Source organism: Nocardia inohanensis NBRC 100128 (genome assembly GCF_001612945.1).
Taxonomy (GTDB): Bacteria; Actinomycetota; Actinomycetes; order Mycobacteriales; family Mycobacteriaceae; genus Nocardia; species Nocardia inohanensis.
Map to the genome: position 1 here is coordinate 296,300 of NZ_BDBK01000002.1, position 14,694 is coordinate 310,993.

A 14,694-nucleotide genomic window follows, 5' to 3' on the forward strand; every position below is an offset into this window, starting at 1 on the left:
CCACCCCCACCGTCTGAGGCTCGCCATGCAAAGTGGTAGCGCCGTAGACAACTTCTTGGGAATGCTGGGGAAGATGCTGGGCACCGGCTCGTCGTTCGCGTTCCCCCCGATCACCCTGCCTACGGGATAGATCGATCCGAAGCTTCCGGCCGCCAGGTATTTCACGCCCTGGCGGCCGGGTTTCATTGCTCAGCGCACCGGATAACGGCGGTCGATGACGTCGAACATATTCGGCTGTCCTGCCTTGTACAGCTCGCGATCGACCAATTTCAGCGGCTCCCACAAAGGCATCGTGAAACGCGGGGTGATGGTGGCCTCGGCCTGACCGGACCCCGAGGCGTGCAGCACCGCGTTGGCGGCCAGCCGCCCGCCCTCGTTCGCGCCCTCCATGCAGGCCACATTCATCTGGGTCTTGATCCAGTCACCGGCCAGAAACAGGTTGTCGATGCCGGTCCAGGCGTCGGGCCGGTCGTACCAGGAACCCGGATTCTGTACGAAAATAGGATCGTCGTAGTCGATTTCGGGCGTGCCCGCATTGCTGAGCGCCGGATCGATCATCCAGGAATGCAGCACCTCGTCGGTCAGCTGGATCTCACCGTCGTCGTTCACGTGTGCTTTGATCTGCGCCCAGGTCTCCCGTGCGATTTCCTCGGGGGCGCATTGCTTGGCGGTCTTGCCGTTGAACGTCCCGGGTTCGTCCCATTCGGAAATGATGGCCGACAATACTTCTCGCGCGGTGCCGTCGCCGTAACTCGACACCGGCCGCCGCCAGAATTGCGCCTCGCTGATGGAGGTCAGCCCCCAGGGTGCGTCGTTGTACCCGACGTGGCCGTTCGCCAGATCCACCCGCTGCGTCAGGAAGAATTGGATCCCGACCATCCACGCCGCCTCCAGGTTCCGGATGCGATCCAGCTTCGGATCCGCGGCCGTCATCTCCTCGGACAGCACCCGCGAAACTTTGTCCAGCGGAATGGCGGACACGTAGTAGTCGGCCTCCACCGTCTGCCTGCCGCCGTTCGCATCGGTGACCGTCGCCGAGGTGAGGTGTGCGCCGTCGGTCGCGAATCCGGTGAGCTGATACCCCTGGTGAAAGGTGACGCCGATCGAGCGCAGGTAATCCACCCACGGATTGATCCAGGTCTCGCTGGTCGGCCCGTTCAGCACCCGGTCATTGCCCTTGCCGTCACTGTCATTGTCGAGATTCAGCAGCGACCAGACGTACTCCTCACCCACCAGCCCGATCGAATGCGCACTGCAATTCGCCGATTTGGTGGCCACCAGTTCCCGGATGAACCCGTCCCCGAGAAAGCGGTTGTACTCCGCCGAAGAAGCATCCAACCGGGCGAAATCGGTCCAGGTCATGCGTTCCCACTGCCCGAGTTTCCGTTCACCGCAGCTCGATACGTACACCGCCAGCCGCTCGGCCGCGAAGACCGCCTCGTACAGCGGCAGCCGGAACAGCGTCTCGAATACCGAGGCCACCGAATCGATGAATCCCTTGGGCGTCATGGGGAACTGACTGAACGGCAGCGGAAATGGCAGCGGAACGGTGAGATTGTGCCGGTTCATCCCCGCGATCATGGCGGCGTTCAAGCGCACCAGGTTCTCCCAGACTCCGTGCGAGTTGCCCGGAAAAGGTATGCGCCGCAGCGTATCCGGCAGATTGTGATAGAACCCGAAAGTGCTCCGGAACCCGTGCTCGCCGGGCAGCCCGTCGGGGGAGTAGATACTCCGCGTCTTACCGCCGAAATCACCGAGTTTTTCGAAAACCGTTACGCTGAAACCTCTTTCGGCCAGCTCGTGCGCGACGGTCAGACCCGCCGGTCCCGCCCCGAATACCGCCACCGCGCGCCCCGGCTGCGCGAAGGCGCGGCCACTGGTGGGTGCGAAGGTCAGAGCCGCCGCCACCCCTCCGGCCGCCGCGGTTTTGATGAATTCTCGTCGTGATCGCCGGTGCATGCGAGCCTCCCGCTGTCCGGCCGGCGGCATCGGCGAACAGCCGCCGGCGGCCTTGCCTGACTGGCAGCTATGTTAATGAACATTCTTGCTGACATGTGGGTTTTAAGACTCCATGAGCCACTTTATGTTGGCGCTGGTTCTCCTAAAATCCCGGACTGTCGGTGGCGGGGGCCGGTCGGATCCAGCTCGGGTACCTCGAGTTCGGCGAGCTGGGTGCGCAGACGGCGCATGAGCCGGTCGGCGGCTTCGTGGTGGGCGGCCGCGCGTTCGGTGTCACCGCGGGCCGCGGCGAGCAGGCCGAGCAGGGTGTCCATGGGATCGAAGGTGCAGCCGGTGGCTTCGAAGCCGACGATGGTGCCGGTGTGGGGCGCGAGAATGCGGTAGAGGTCCTCGTACTCCTCGGCCAGACCGAGGCCGAGGGCGAGGTAGGCGCGACCGGCGTACTCGAGGGTGGGGGCGATACCGGGCGGGACGTGCGCGGCTTCGTGGTAAACCGCTCGGGCGCGGTCGATTTCGCCACTCGCCACCAGGGTGAGGCCGTAGAGCGGGGCGCCGACCAACGGGGCCGCCTCGTACATCTGCCGGCAGCGGTCCCGTTCGGTGGCGACCTCGCCGCGCGCCCAGGCCACCGCCAGCAGGTTCACCGTCCGGAAGCTGTTGTTGCTGGGGAACTTCAGCCGATCGGCCTGCCGGTCGAACGCCAGATACAGCCGCTCCGCTTCGTCCACTTCACCGCGCAGCAGGGCGAGCAGGGCGGTGAAGGCGCCGAAGACCAGCATCAGTTGCGGCAGTTCGGAATCGGCGGCCGTGCTCAGGGTGAGATCGATGCGACGGCACGCCTCCGGTAGGTCCAGCGCGGCGAGCGCGCACCGGAACAGGCCGTAGTGCCCGGCGGTCCGGTAGTGATTGAGATCGCTGCGGTCGGCGACGTCGAACAGTTCCCGCAGCAGCGGTCCGTCCTCGGCGACCGAGAAGCGCAGCAGCGTACAGACATTCAAGGCGATGCAGAGCAGTTCGGGATCGCCGGCGTCGCGGGCCAGGGCCAGCGCCTGGCGTGCGTAGCGCTGGCTGGCGAGCGGATCACGATAGTCACCGGCGGTTTCGGCGGCGGCCACGGCCAGCAGGCGAATACGATCGGCATCCGGCAGCGGGCCGTCGAGACAGCTCTGCACGGCCCGCAGCACCCGATGTTCCGGATCGGGCCACTGCGGGGCCGGGTAGAGCATCGGCGCATGCCAGCAGGTGAGCGCCCGGATCAGCAACGACCGATCATCCAGTCCGCGAGCGAGTTTCACCGCGTGCCGGCGCACCGCACTGGCCTCGATCCACCTGCCCTGATAGGCGAGCGCATCCACCAACCGGCAATGCGCGTCCAGCAGGGCGATGCGGTCCCCGCGTGCGGTGTGCTCGCCGACATGCCCGGCCAGTTCATGCAACTCGATGACCGCCTGCCACAGCCGCACCGTATCGCCCGCCATGCCCCGCTCGGTGCTGCGGCGGGCCGCGAGCAGCGCGTATTCGACGGCGCGCATGGCGGTTTCGGGGCGCGCGCCGAGAATGGCGTGATGGGCCAGCATATCCGGATCCCGGGCCAGCCCCGGGAACTCGTCGGCGTGCTGCTCCAGCAATTCCAGTGCGGCCCAATGCATCCGCACCCGGCGCAGCCGCGGAATGCTCAGGTAGACGGCGTCCTGGATGAGCGCGTGATCGAAGGTGATCCGGCCGGTGCGATCGGTGCGCACCAGCGCCGCCACCTCGGCCTCGGCGATCAGATCGATGAGATCGTCCTCGGGGACCGCGCAGGCGCGGCTGAGGATGCGCAGATCCGCCCCATCGCCCCAGATGGCCAGATGTCCCAGTACCGGGACCACTTCGGCGGGCAGCCGCCGCAGCCGGACGGTGATCAGTTCCCGGATCGAGTCCGGGAGTTCGCCGCGGTCATCGCTGCCGTGCCGCGCGGCGAGCAGTTTGGCCAGCTCCCGGACGAACAGCGGATTTCCGCCGGTGCGGCGGTGCAGCAGTTCCACCGCCGCCGCGTCGAACTCGGTTATCCCGCTGTCCCGCACCAGATTCCGGGTGGCTTCCAGATCCAGCCCGGTCAATTCCAGCCATTCCGCCGTGTGATGGGCCAGCGCCGCGGCCGTGCCGTGCAGGTTCGGCCCCGCCTCCGATCCGCGCAGCGTGATCACCAGGAATACCGGCTCTTCGCGCAGCCAGCTCACCACCTGCCGCAGCACCTGCAAGGTCGCGGTATCGGCGCGATGCGCATCCTCGAGCAGCATCGCCACCGGACCGGTCGGGGTGCGCTGGCGGCACAATTCCACCACCGCGCGGGCGATGGTGAAGGCATCGGATCCGCTGAGACCGCCGGCGGTACCCGGCGCCAGTGCGCCCAAGATCTCGGCCCAGGCCCAAGCCGGCGGCGCCCCATCCACTTCCGGACAGCCGCCGCGCACCGTGATCCAGGAATCGTCCCCGAGCGCGGCGAGTGCGGCCTCGGCGGCGGTGGTCTTGCCGGCCCCCGCTTCGCCGGCCAGCCACACCAATTGCAGCCGGCCGCCGCGCGCCTGCGCGGCGGCCGCCCGGATCGCGGCGTGCTCGCGGGTATAGCCGCTGTGCGGTTCGGCCAGCGCCGACCGCCGCACGGCGGGCCCCGCGTGCCGTTCGCCCGTCGCGGCGTCCGGACCACCGCGCGATCGGCCCGGGCCGGTATCCGGTCGGGCCGCGGCGATCCGCACGGGCGCCGGACCGCCCGCGGAATCCGGACCGGCGGCCGGGGCCGGGGGATAGCCGTGGCCGAGGGTCTCGGAGTGCGCGAGGATCGCGGTCTCGAGTTCGCGCAGTGCCGGGCTCGGGTCGATTCCGTATTCCGCGCCGAGATATTCGCGAGAGCGGCGGAGCGTAGCAAGTGCTTGGGCCTGCTGGCCGATGCGATATTGCGCGGTGGCGAGCAGGCGGGCGATTTCCTCGCGTTCGGGATGTTCGTCGAAGAGGGTGCGGAGTTCGATGGCGACTTCGGCGGGCCGATTGAGCCGAAGTTCGATGTCCGCGCGTAATTCGGCGGCGGTGAGGCGTAAATCGGTGAGCCGGTCGGCTTCCTGTGCGGCCCAGCCGAAGGTGGTGAGGCCCTCGTACGCGTCGCCGGTCCAGCAGGCCAGGACCGCGTCCAGCAGGCGGCGGCGTTCGAGCAGGTCGGGAATGCCGCCGGGGGATTGCGCGCGATGGTCGTACTCGCGCAGCAGTGCCTCGAAGCGCCAGGCGTCCACCGAGCCGGGCGCGAGTTTCAGTGCGTAACCGGACGATTCGGACACGAGGTAGCGAGATGGCGCGCGGCGCGGGCGATCCGGTTCGATCAGCCGGCGCAGATTGTGAATGTGCACCTGGAGCACCGAGGCGGCGGTCGGTGGCGGATTGCCTTCCCACAGATCGTCGATGAGACGTTCCGGACCGGTAGCCCGGCCGCCGGCGGCGACCAATCGGGCGAGCACGGCGCGCAACATGGTGGCGCCCAGCCCAACCGGTTGGTCTGCGACACCGAGTTGGATCGGCCCGAGTATCTGGACTTGCGGTTCAGCCATGATCCGCGACATCCTCCCGGCCAATGCGTGATTCGGGCCCGCAGTGTGGTTGTGGAAATCACAGAGATTATTCCACCGCCAGCCGGGCCGTTCGGGCCGAACTCGGTGCCCGAATTCAACTCGCCCCCTGCGCTTCCTGCATCCGCGAATGTTTGGCAAATATATTTGTTCAGAAGAACAGCCTTAATCGCCGCGAAAGAGTCCCGGAAGTGTGAGCGCGAATACTTTTCGTCACCAGCACGACGAAGGGATTGCCAATGGTGACGGCACTGGCGGACACGCTCATCTCCATGGAATCGCTGTGCGATTGCTACTTAGCGGAGAGGAACAGCATGAGCCGGAGTGACACGGTCGAGCCGCACACCATCGGTCTCTACTGGGACCGCGATGGCGACATCTGGCAGCGCGAGGACGCCGGTTGGCGCCTGATCCTCCAGAGCGGCGTCTCTGTCGATCCGATCTCGTTGTGGGACTGGGAAAGCGGACACGTACGGGACTACGCCCCGTTCACCCCCGTGTCCACGATTGCCGCCGCCGGGGGGTAGTAAGTGCCCGATGCCTCCAGCAGACGGGCGGCGGCGGACCGAGCGCCGGGTAACCGGCGCTCGGTTTCCAACCGAGAGAGCAAGACTCGGGCAAGCCCCCGAACCCCCAGCGGTGTCAGTTCTGACGCGGCGCGTTGCCGAAGAGGATGACCTCCATCAGGCGGATCACGCGCTGTTGCGGGCAGATGCGCTGGTCGTCGCCGAAGACCCGGCCGAGGTCGACGACCAGGCCGAACGCGGCCTGGACCAGGATGCGCGCTTCGCCGTCGGAGAGGTCGGGGCGGACCGCGACGAGCAGGCGGACCCATTCGGCGACGATCAGGCGCTGGACATTGCGGAGCATGGTGCGCTCTTCGGCTGAGACATGGCCGAATTCGGCGTAGTAGACGTAGGTGAGCTCGCGTTCGGCGAACGAGCCGGCGACATAGAGGTCGACCAGCTTGGTCAAGGCTTCGGCGGGACTCGACGAGGAGGCCACCGCCGGGCCGATCGCCCCCGACACCCGGTCGGCCGCGCGCCGGAAAGCCGCCGCCAGCAGATCGCCCTTGCTGCGGTAGTAGCGGTAGACCGCCGAGGCCGCCGACAGATCCGCCGCCGCGGCGATGTCCTCCACGCTCACATTCGGATATCCGCGCTGGTGGAACAGCTCCACGGCCTTCTTGAGCAGCAGCTCGTGCTTGAACGAGAGCGGGATCTCCACCGCGCGCGGTGCGTCCGAATTCGTCCCCGGCGGCGGCAGTTCCGCGTCCAGCACCGCATCGCAGGCCGAATGCAGCAGTGCGGTCAGCGTTTTCACCGGCAGCGCCGCATGATGATCGCCGACACTGGAGATCACCGACATCAGGGTGACCGCCCGCACCGCCCGATCGGTCTCCTCCAGCTCCGGCCGCACCGCCGCGATCAGCTTGCGCAGCGAGCTCAGCGCCGCCGCGAACTGTCCGTCGAGGGTCGCCCGGTCGGTCTCGTCGAGATACCGCAGCTCCCACCGCACCAGCGTCACGGTCGCCCGATTCGCGATGGTCTCGGCGATGATCCGATCCAGCACCGCGTCCAACCGCTCGCGCGGCGGCAGCTCCGCGGCCTCCTCGGACGGCGTCGCCGAGGCCACGGTCAGCGCGCCGAGCCGCAGCACTTCCTCCCGGAACAGCGCGTACTTGCTCGGGTAGTGCCGATACAGTGCGGCCGAGGAGATTCCGAGCTTGGCGGCGATGTCCTCCATGCTCACGCCGTGATACCCCAGCGACCCGAACGCGGCGGCCGAAGTGGCGGCGATCTGGGCGCGCCGGTTCTTCGGACGGCGGCGGATCACACGCTGCTGGGGCTCGGCACTCATGTCGGTAATGGTAGTCACCAGGTCTTTTGCGTCCCTGCCGGGTTGGGGACCTCGCGTCACGGGCGGGCCTGCGAAAGCAGCGGCGAGTTCACCTTGTTCACCAGCCACCGATCCCCCTGCCGCTCCAGCCGCATGACCATCGACAACTGCCCCGGCTGCGGTTTGTTCTGGGTACCCAGACTGGTGATGGTCTGCCCGATCACCACAATGGCTTCGGCGGAATCCTGGTCGCCGGTGCGAATCGCGCACTGCACATCCGTGCTGGCGGAGGTCACCTGCCCGGCGGTCAGCACCTCACGCAGATCCTTGCTGGTCGAATCGAACTGCTTGCGCCAATCCCCGGTCGCGCCCTCGAGTACCCCGGCGAAGTACGTGTCCAGATTCTTCGCGTCGTAGGTGGCGAGGACGGGCGCGTATTCACAGGCTGCGGTCCGCGCGGACTCGTGCGCGTCGAGCAACGCCTGCTTGTGCTGGCCCTGCACGAAGAAGAACACGCTGGACCCGATCGCAGCTCCGAGCACGGCCGCCGCCGCGACCCCCACGGCGACCGCCCGGCGCTTGGCCGCGGCCCACCCCATCAACCTGGCCGTCGTCGTCTCCGCCGCTTCGGGTTCGGTTGCCGTGGTCTCGGCCGCTTCGGGTTCGGCTGCCGTCACTTCGACCGCTTCGGGTGCGGCTGTTGCCACTCCTGCCGTTTCGGCCGGCGTTGCTTCGTCCGCGACGTCCTCGCCGGGTTCGTCCGCGACCTGCTTCGTCAGCTCGATCTCACTCATGGTCCGTCGCTCCTATCGCGGCACAGCTGGTTGGGAGAGTTCGTTTCCGGTCACGCCCGGGGGAGCGGTGGCGCCGTTGTCCGGCACATTCGGCCGCGGCGCATTGGCCGACCCACGCATCTGGATCGCCGGATTATTGGTGACGCAGTAGTTGTAGAGCCGCACCCGCTTGTCCACGGTCGCCTCGGTCGGCACCACCGGGATGGTGTCGTATTCGCAGGTCGGCCGGGGCCACGGATCGACCAGGGTGTTGTACCCGCCGTCGTGCGCCGGAATGCCGAGCGCCTCGGAGCCGACCCGTAGCGCGGGGAACAGCGCGGCGATGGCGGGCGCCCGCAGCTTCGCCGCCTTGGTGATGGCCACGAAGTTCGTCACCAGATCGGTGATGGGGTCCTGGGTTTCGCTCAGGAACCCGCTCAGCGTCGCCAGCTGCCCCGGCCCCTGGTTCAGCAGCTTGCGCAATTCCTGATCGGCGGCGGCGAATTGGTTGAACAGCGCGCTCCCCGCCCGCGTCAGCGTCCCCAGATCGGGTTGCGCGTGCGCGGTGGTACCGGCGATGACCTCGAGATTCGCGATGAGCTGCCGTGTCTGCGGCAGCAGATCGGTCAGCCCCGACATGGCCCGGCTGATCCCGGAAACCATATTGCGCAACCGATCCGGCCCACCTGCCAGGGCCTTGTCCAGCTCGTCGATGATCACATCGAGCCGGTCCGGATTCATCCCGCCGATGAAATCGCTGAGGTTGGCGAAGACCGACTGCATGCTCACCGGCACGCTGGTGGCGGCCCGCTCCACCACCGACCCGTCCCGCAGATACGGCCCGCCGTCGGTATCGGGCCGGAAGTCCAGATACTGCTCCCCGGCCGCCGACAACCGCCCCACCGCTACCGTCCCGCCCACCGGAATCCTTGCCGCGTCGTCGATTTCGGCGATGGCGGCCACCCCGTCCCCGGACACCCGCACCTCGTCCACCCGCCCGATCCGGCTGCCCCGGAAGCTCACATCGTTCCCGGCGGCCAGCCCGCCCGATGCCGCCAGCTCCACGGTCACCCGATAGGTGTGCGGAATCGGGTTGAACCGCAACACGTATCCGCCGATATACCCGCTGCCGATGATCAGCACCACGATCAGTCCCACATTCGCGACCGCGATGCGCTGCCGCACAATCCATTGCCACAGTGGCGAATTCACCGTTCACCGCCTTGCTCCGGGCCGCCCGGCGCGGCCGGTGCCGTACCGCCGGGTTGCTGCGGCGGGCTGGTGAGCCGCCCGAACACCTTCTCCAGCACCTGGGTGAGGCTGCCGATGAACTGCCCCGCATCCCCGACCTCGGGCCATCGGCTGCCGCCGGGGTCGGTGAGCGCGCCCACGCTCAGGTACGACACCGTCGCCGCGACGGCCAGCGCCGGCCCCTTCAGACTCGCCATCAGCGACGGATAGATGGTGTGCAGCCCGGTCAGCGCCCCCGTCAGGTTGTCGCCCATCTGCGAGAACCCGGACATGAGCGCCTGAATGCTGCCGAACAGGCTGACGAATTCGGTGCCCGTGGTGTCGCTGAAGTCTCCGAGCGCGCTCATGGTGGTGGAGACCTTGGTCAGCAGATCCACGATCTGCTGATTGTTATCGTTGAACAGCCCGATGAGCGCCGGAAAGGTATCGGCGGCGGTGCCGAGCTCGGCCTTGCGCCGCGCCAATTCCCCGGCCAGCGTGTTCATGCCGCCCAGCATCCGGTCGATGTCACCGGTGCGCTGGTTCAAAGCCGCTATGACACCGGTCATTTCGGTGATCAGGTGTTGTAGCTCCGGCGCGCGCCCCGCGAACATGGAGTCCATCTCCGAGGTGATCCGCGCCGCCTGATTGATCCCGCCGCCGTTGATCAGCAGCGAGATCGACATCATGAGCTGTTCCACCGACGCCCCCGCCGAGGTCCTGTCGGTGCCGAGCGTGTCGCCTTCGCGCAACTCCGCGCCGGCCTCCTGCGTGGCCGGCAGCGTCATGGCCACGAACATGTCGCCCAGCGGCGTCCCCTGCCGCAGCTCCGCGGTGGTGCCGTGCGGCAGCCGAATATCCTCGCGGATGAGCATTTCCACGTCGGCGATGAAGTTGGTGGTCTTGATCCCGGTCACCACGCCGATATCGGTCCCGCCGATCTTCACGTGCGCCCGATCCGGCAGGTTCAGCGCATCGGTGAAGGAGGCGTGAATGGTGTACCCCGGCCCGCCGATGCCCGGCTTGGGCATGGGCATGTTCGACACCGTGACCGAACAGCTGGTCGCCCCGGTGAGCGCGGCGGCTGTCACCAGCGCCGCCATCGCGAAAGTCCGTGTGCTCCTGCTCATTTCGTCCCCGTGATTCCCAGCAGCGCCGCCGTCAGCCCGAAATCGGGTCCGAAGTCGGCGATCTTCCCGGTCCGGCACCCGTCCAGCCGCAACTGAATCCGCTCGCAGAACAGCGCGAGCGCTTCGCCGTCGAGCACGCTCTTGTCCAGCAACCCGTGCAGCCGCAGCGCCTGTTCTTCCCGGCTGGTGGCATTGGACAGGTTCTGGAACATGAGCGGCCCGACATCCACGATCTCGGTGAGCCCTCTGGCATTGGCCCGCATCTGATTGCTGATCGCCACGAACCGGGTCAGCGCGCCCGCCAGCTGATCCTTGTTCTCGCCCACCAGCGTCGCGGTATTGGTGACGAAGTCGTCGAGCTGGGTCAGCACCGCCTGCAACCCCGGCGCCTGCTCACCCATCAGGTTCACCAGCTCGGTGAGCCGCCCGCTGAAGTCCCGCACCGTCTGGTCGTTACCGGCGATGATCTGGGTGATCTCGTTCAATTTGATGATGGTGTTGGCGATCTGGTCCTTGTTGGCGAGGGTCACCTCGAACGCCGACGACAGCGAGTCCAAGGTCTCTCGCAGCCGGTCACCGTTCCCGTTCAACAGCGGGAACAGCACCCGGCTGGCCATCGGCCCGGTGTCGTTGTCCCCCTTCAACGCCGCCCCGAGCTGATCGAAATTCGCCAGAATCCGATCCAGCTCCACCGGAACCCTGGTGCGCTGCAACGGAATATGCGAATTCGGCGCAAGGGTGTCGCCCTGCCCGCTGTAGGCCGGCGCGAGCTCCACGTGCCGGTTGGTGATCAACTGCGGATTCACCAGCGCCGCGATGGCATCGGCCGGTATTCGTACCTCCCGATCCACCGACATCACGACCTCGACGTAACTGCCTCTGGGCGTGACGGATTCGACGGTCCCCACCGGGACCCCCAGCACATCCACCTCATTGCCCGCGTACAGTCCCGCCACATTCTCGAAGTCGGCGCTGATCCGCATCCGATCCCCGAGATACTGCTCCGGCAATGCGGTCAGGCTGCCCGGCAACAGCGAGCACCCCGACCCGATGGTCGCCACGCAGCACAGCGCCGCCATCTTCGCCAGTGCGCGAATCCTGTTCATTGGCACCCCTTTACGGCCTGCGCGAAGCAGAGCCAGTTGTCCGGGAAGATCCACGGCGCGTACACCTCGCCGTAGGGGCCGTTGCCCAGCACGTTGTTGAACTGGCGCAGGGTGACCGGCATGATCTCGTAGAGGCGGGACAGGTTGTCGTTGTTCTTGGTCAGCCCCTCGGACATGGTGTTGAGGTCGCCGATCAAGGGCGCGAGCTGACCCTGGTTCTCCAAGCCCATCTCCTGCAACAGCCGCGAGAGCGAGGCCACGTTGTCGAGCAATTGCCGCAGCAGGGTCTGGCGTTGCTGCACCGCACTGCCGATCGCCTCACCGCGGGTGAGCAGCAGCAGTACGCCGTTCTGATTGTCGGCGGCCAGCTGCGCCACCGTATCCATGCCTTTGAGCAGCGAGTCCACCTCGTCACGCCGCTCATTGATGACCTTGGCCAGCGCGCCCACGCTGTCCAGGGCCTGCACCGCGAGTTCGGGGGAGTCGCCCATCTGCTTGTTCACCAGATCCAGCGCCTGCCGCAGCTTCTGCGCATCGATCCGCTCGATGTGCTCGAAGGACGACTTGTACTTCGGGTCCTGCACCACCTTGCCCAGGTTGTAGGGCACGGTGGTGTTCTCGATCTTGATCTTGTCCCCCGGCAGTCCCTTGCCGTCCCCCGGCGTGAGATCCACGTGCAAGCGACCCAGAATGGTGGACATCTTGATGGCCGCCTTGGCATCCGGCCCCAGGCGCAGATCCTTGCGCACCTTCAGATCCACCCGCACCTTGTCCCCGGCCAGCTTGACCGCCGACACCGTGCCGACCTCGATGCCGGAGACGTCCACCGTTGCGCCGGAACGTAATCCGGCTGCCTGCGCGAACTCCACCTGAACGGTTTTCGACCCCAGCTGGGCCTGCTTGATGGTGGTGGAGCCCACCAGCAGCAGCACCACGAAGCCCGCCGCGAGTACACCCACCCGTAGATACCGATTCCTCATCGGCACACCTCCGATTGCGCCGGGCCGCCCACCTGCGAGAACACTCCCGGCGGCAGGGCCACACCCCACAGCGAGACGTCCAGCCGGCAGATGTAGGCATTGCCGTAGGTCCCGTAACTGCTGAACCGCGCGATGCCGTTCAGCACATCGGGCAGTTCGATCGCCGCCTGATCCAGCGAAGCGCCGTTCAGCAGCAGTAGGGCGATTCCCGCCGTCGCGTCGTTCTGCGCCTGGGCCACACCGGGTTTCACCTGCGCGATAATGTTCACCAGCGAATCCGTGGCGGTGGCGACGTGCGTGACCGCGCCTTTGAGGGCATCGCCCTGCGCGTACAGCGCCTCGGTCAGCGAACGTGCCTGCGTGATAAGCGTTTCCAGCTCACCACTGCGATTGGCCAGCCCGGCGATCACGCTGCTCAGATTGCCGACCACATCCCCGAGGATCTGATCCCGCTGTCCGAACGTCCCGGCCAGTTGCGCCGCCTGCGTGATCAGCGCGCTCAGCGACACCCCGTTGCCCTGCAACGCCTGAATCAGCGTCTCCGACAACGAGTTCACCTGATCCGGCTGCAACACGCTGAACAGCGGCTCGAACCCGGACAGCAGCGCCGACACGTCGAACGACGGCTCGGTGTGCTCGAACGGGATCTCCCCGCCCGCCGCCAGCGTCTGCCCGGCGTCCTTGCCCGGCATCAGCGCCACATACCGCTGCCCGATCAGATTCTGATACCGCACCAGCGCTTTGGTCGTGGTGGTCAGATGCTGATCGGCCTCGATCCGGAAGTCCACCCGGGCCCGGTAGTCGTCGGTGAAGTCGATCTTGTCGACCCGCCCGACCCGCACCCCCGCCATCCGGATGTCGTCCCCGACTCGCAATCCGAGCACGTCGGAGAAGACCGCCGAATAGGTGTCCGTCCGTCCCGGCACCGACCGTTGCAGCGTCGACCAGATGGTGTACGTCAGCAGCACCGCGATCACCGCGAACAACCCGAAGCCCGCCAGGGCCTTTCCCGATCTCAATTGCCACCCCCACCGCAGCGCGGCCCGGCCAGTTCGCCGTAGTGCGGGCAGTCCGCGGCCGTGTACTGCTGGAACGGCGTGAAGGACACGTTCATGCGCCACACCATCTGGTTGTGCGGCCCGAATCCGAACGCGCCCTGCAAGCGTTGCAGCGCGGTGTTCAGGTTGGCCGCCGTGTACGGAATCGCCTGCGGATCCTTGGCGAGGCCGGCGAACAGTTCGTCCAAGCCCGCGACCAGGTACTTGCCGGAATCGGGATTGCGCGCGAAGAGCGCGTTCACCGAATCCACCGCCCCCGAACCGCCGGTGAGCAGGGCGACCAGTTCGGTGCGCCGCTCGGTCAGGGTCCGCGCGGTGGTCACCGAATCCGACAGCACATCCACCAGCTGCGGCGCGGATCGGCTGAGCGCGGTGGCCGCCTGCCCCAGATCGCCCAGCAGGCCGCCGATCCCGGGTATCGCATGCACCTCGGTCAGCCAGGTGTTCAACCGCTCGATGGTGGACCCCGGCACCCGCGACTGCGGATCCAGCGCCGCCGCGAAGGTCCCCAGCACCCGCCCCAGCTTCTCGGGCTGAATATTGTCGATCACCCGGCGCAGCACGTTCAGTGTGGTCTGCAACTGCACGGTCGCGGCGCTGGTGTCCTCCGGAATGGTCGCGCCCGCGCGCAGGGTGGTGCGGGCCGGCGTGGTGTCCACCAGCTCGACCGCGGTGACACCGAAGATATTGTTCGGAATCACCCGCGCGGCCACCGTGTCCGGAATCATCGCCGCCACACCGGGTTTCAAGGCGATGGCCGCCTCCTGCCGCTCACCCTTGGCGACGACCGCGACCTCCTCCACCCGGCCCACCACCATGCCCCGGAACTTCACGTCCGCCCGCGCGGGCAGCCCGTCCCCGGTACTGGTGAGCACCGCGGTGACCGGCACCTTGTCTTCGAAGCGCCCGTTGTAGCGCAGCGCCAGCAGATACAGCAGCAGCGCCACCGCGCTGATCATGGCCAGCCCGGCCAGGGTCAATTGCCGCGCGGTCGCCCCGCGCCCGTTCGGATCGAGAATCATC

The 14,694-nt window shown here is 67.2% G+C and carries 11 protein-coding genes; 1 reads left to right on the forward strand and 10 read right to left on the reverse strand.

Annotation, left to right across the window (positions count from 1 at the left end; translation table 11 throughout):
• Positions 1 to 189: 189 nt before the first annotated feature.
• Together NI1_RS07795 and NI1_RS07800 are read right to left on the reverse strand one after the other, a co-directional pair.
• Complete coding sequence (locus tag NI1_RS07795; protein WP_067816162.1) at positions 190 to 1,959, reverse strand: hydroxysqualene dehydroxylase; 1,770 nt, start codon at positions 1,957 to 1,959, stop codon at positions 190 to 192.
• Positions 1,960 to 2,081: 122 nt separating this feature from the next.
• Positions 2,082 to 5,537: an ATP-binding protein gene (locus NI1_RS07800; protein WP_169815551.1), complete on the reverse strand. Its 3,456-nt coding sequence runs from the start codon at positions 5,535 to 5,537 to the stop codon at positions 2,082 to 2,084.
• A 257-nt stretch (positions 5,538 to 5,794) separates the two neighbouring features.
• Between NI1_RS07800 and NI1_RS07805 the strand changes: the two genes are divergently transcribed.
• Entirely contained in the window at positions 5,795 to 6,082 is a 288-nt protein-coding gene (locus tag NI1_RS07805) for a hypothetical protein (protein WP_067816168.1), read from the forward strand.
• Between the two features lie 115 nt (positions 6,083 to 6,197).
• Here the strand turns inward: NI1_RS07805 and NI1_RS07810 are convergent, their stop codons facing one another.
• The 8 genes from NI1_RS07810 to NI1_RS07845 are packed head-to-tail and all read right to left on the reverse strand — an operon-like array spanning position 6,198 to position 14,693.
• The gene (locus NI1_RS07810) at positions 6,198 to 7,415 is read right to left on the reverse strand and encodes a TetR/AcrR family transcriptional regulator (RefSeq protein ID WP_067816171.1); all 1,218 of its coding nucleotides are present in this window, start codon (positions 7,413 to 7,415) and stop codon (positions 6,198 to 6,200) included.
• A 56-nt stretch (positions 7,416 to 7,471) separates the two neighbouring features.
• Positions 7,472 to 8,188 carry a hypothetical protein gene (locus NI1_RS07815; protein WP_067816174.1) on the reverse strand — a complete coding sequence of 239 codons (717 nt, stop codon included), beginning with the start codon at positions 8,186 to 8,188 and terminating at the stop codon, positions 7,472 to 7,474.
• 12 nt (positions 8,189 to 8,200) lie between these two features.
• Complete coding sequence (locus NI1_RS07820) at positions 8,201 to 9,379, reverse strand: MCE family protein (protein WP_067816177.1); 1,179 nt, start codon at positions 9,377 to 9,379, stop codon at positions 8,201 to 8,203.
• Complete coding sequence (locus NI1_RS07825) at positions 9,376 to 10,527, reverse strand: MCE family protein (protein ID WP_067816179.1); 1,152 nt, start codon at positions 10,525 to 10,527, stop codon at positions 9,376 to 9,378. The genes NI1_RS07820 and NI1_RS07825 overlap by 4 nt, the downstream gene beginning before the upstream one ends.
• The gene (locus tag NI1_RS07830) at positions 10,524 to 11,633 is read right to left on the reverse strand and encodes an MCE family protein (protein ID WP_067816182.1); all 1,110 of its coding nucleotides are present in this window, start codon (positions 11,631 to 11,633) and stop codon (positions 10,524 to 10,526) included. Before NI1_RS07830 ends, NI1_RS07825 begins: the two co-directional genes overlap by 4 nt.
• Positions 11,630 to 12,613, reverse strand: coding sequence for an MCE family protein (locus NI1_RS07835; protein WP_067817900.1), 984 nt, complete (start codon positions 12,611 to 12,613; stop codon positions 11,630 to 11,632). Before NI1_RS07835 ends, NI1_RS07830 begins: the two co-directional genes overlap by 4 nt.
• Entirely contained in the window at positions 12,610 to 13,632 is a 1,023-nt protein-coding gene (locus NI1_RS07840) for an MlaD family protein (protein ID WP_067816185.1), read from the reverse strand. Before NI1_RS07840 ends, NI1_RS07835 begins: the two co-directional genes overlap by 4 nt.
• The gene (locus NI1_RS07845) at positions 13,629 to 14,693 is read right to left on the reverse strand and encodes an MlaD family protein (RefSeq protein WP_084522780.1); all 1,065 of its coding nucleotides are present in this window, start codon (positions 14,691 to 14,693) and stop codon (positions 13,629 to 13,631) included. The genes NI1_RS07840 and NI1_RS07845 overlap by 4 nt, the downstream gene beginning before the upstream one ends.
• Position 14,694: the final 1 nt, after the last annotated feature.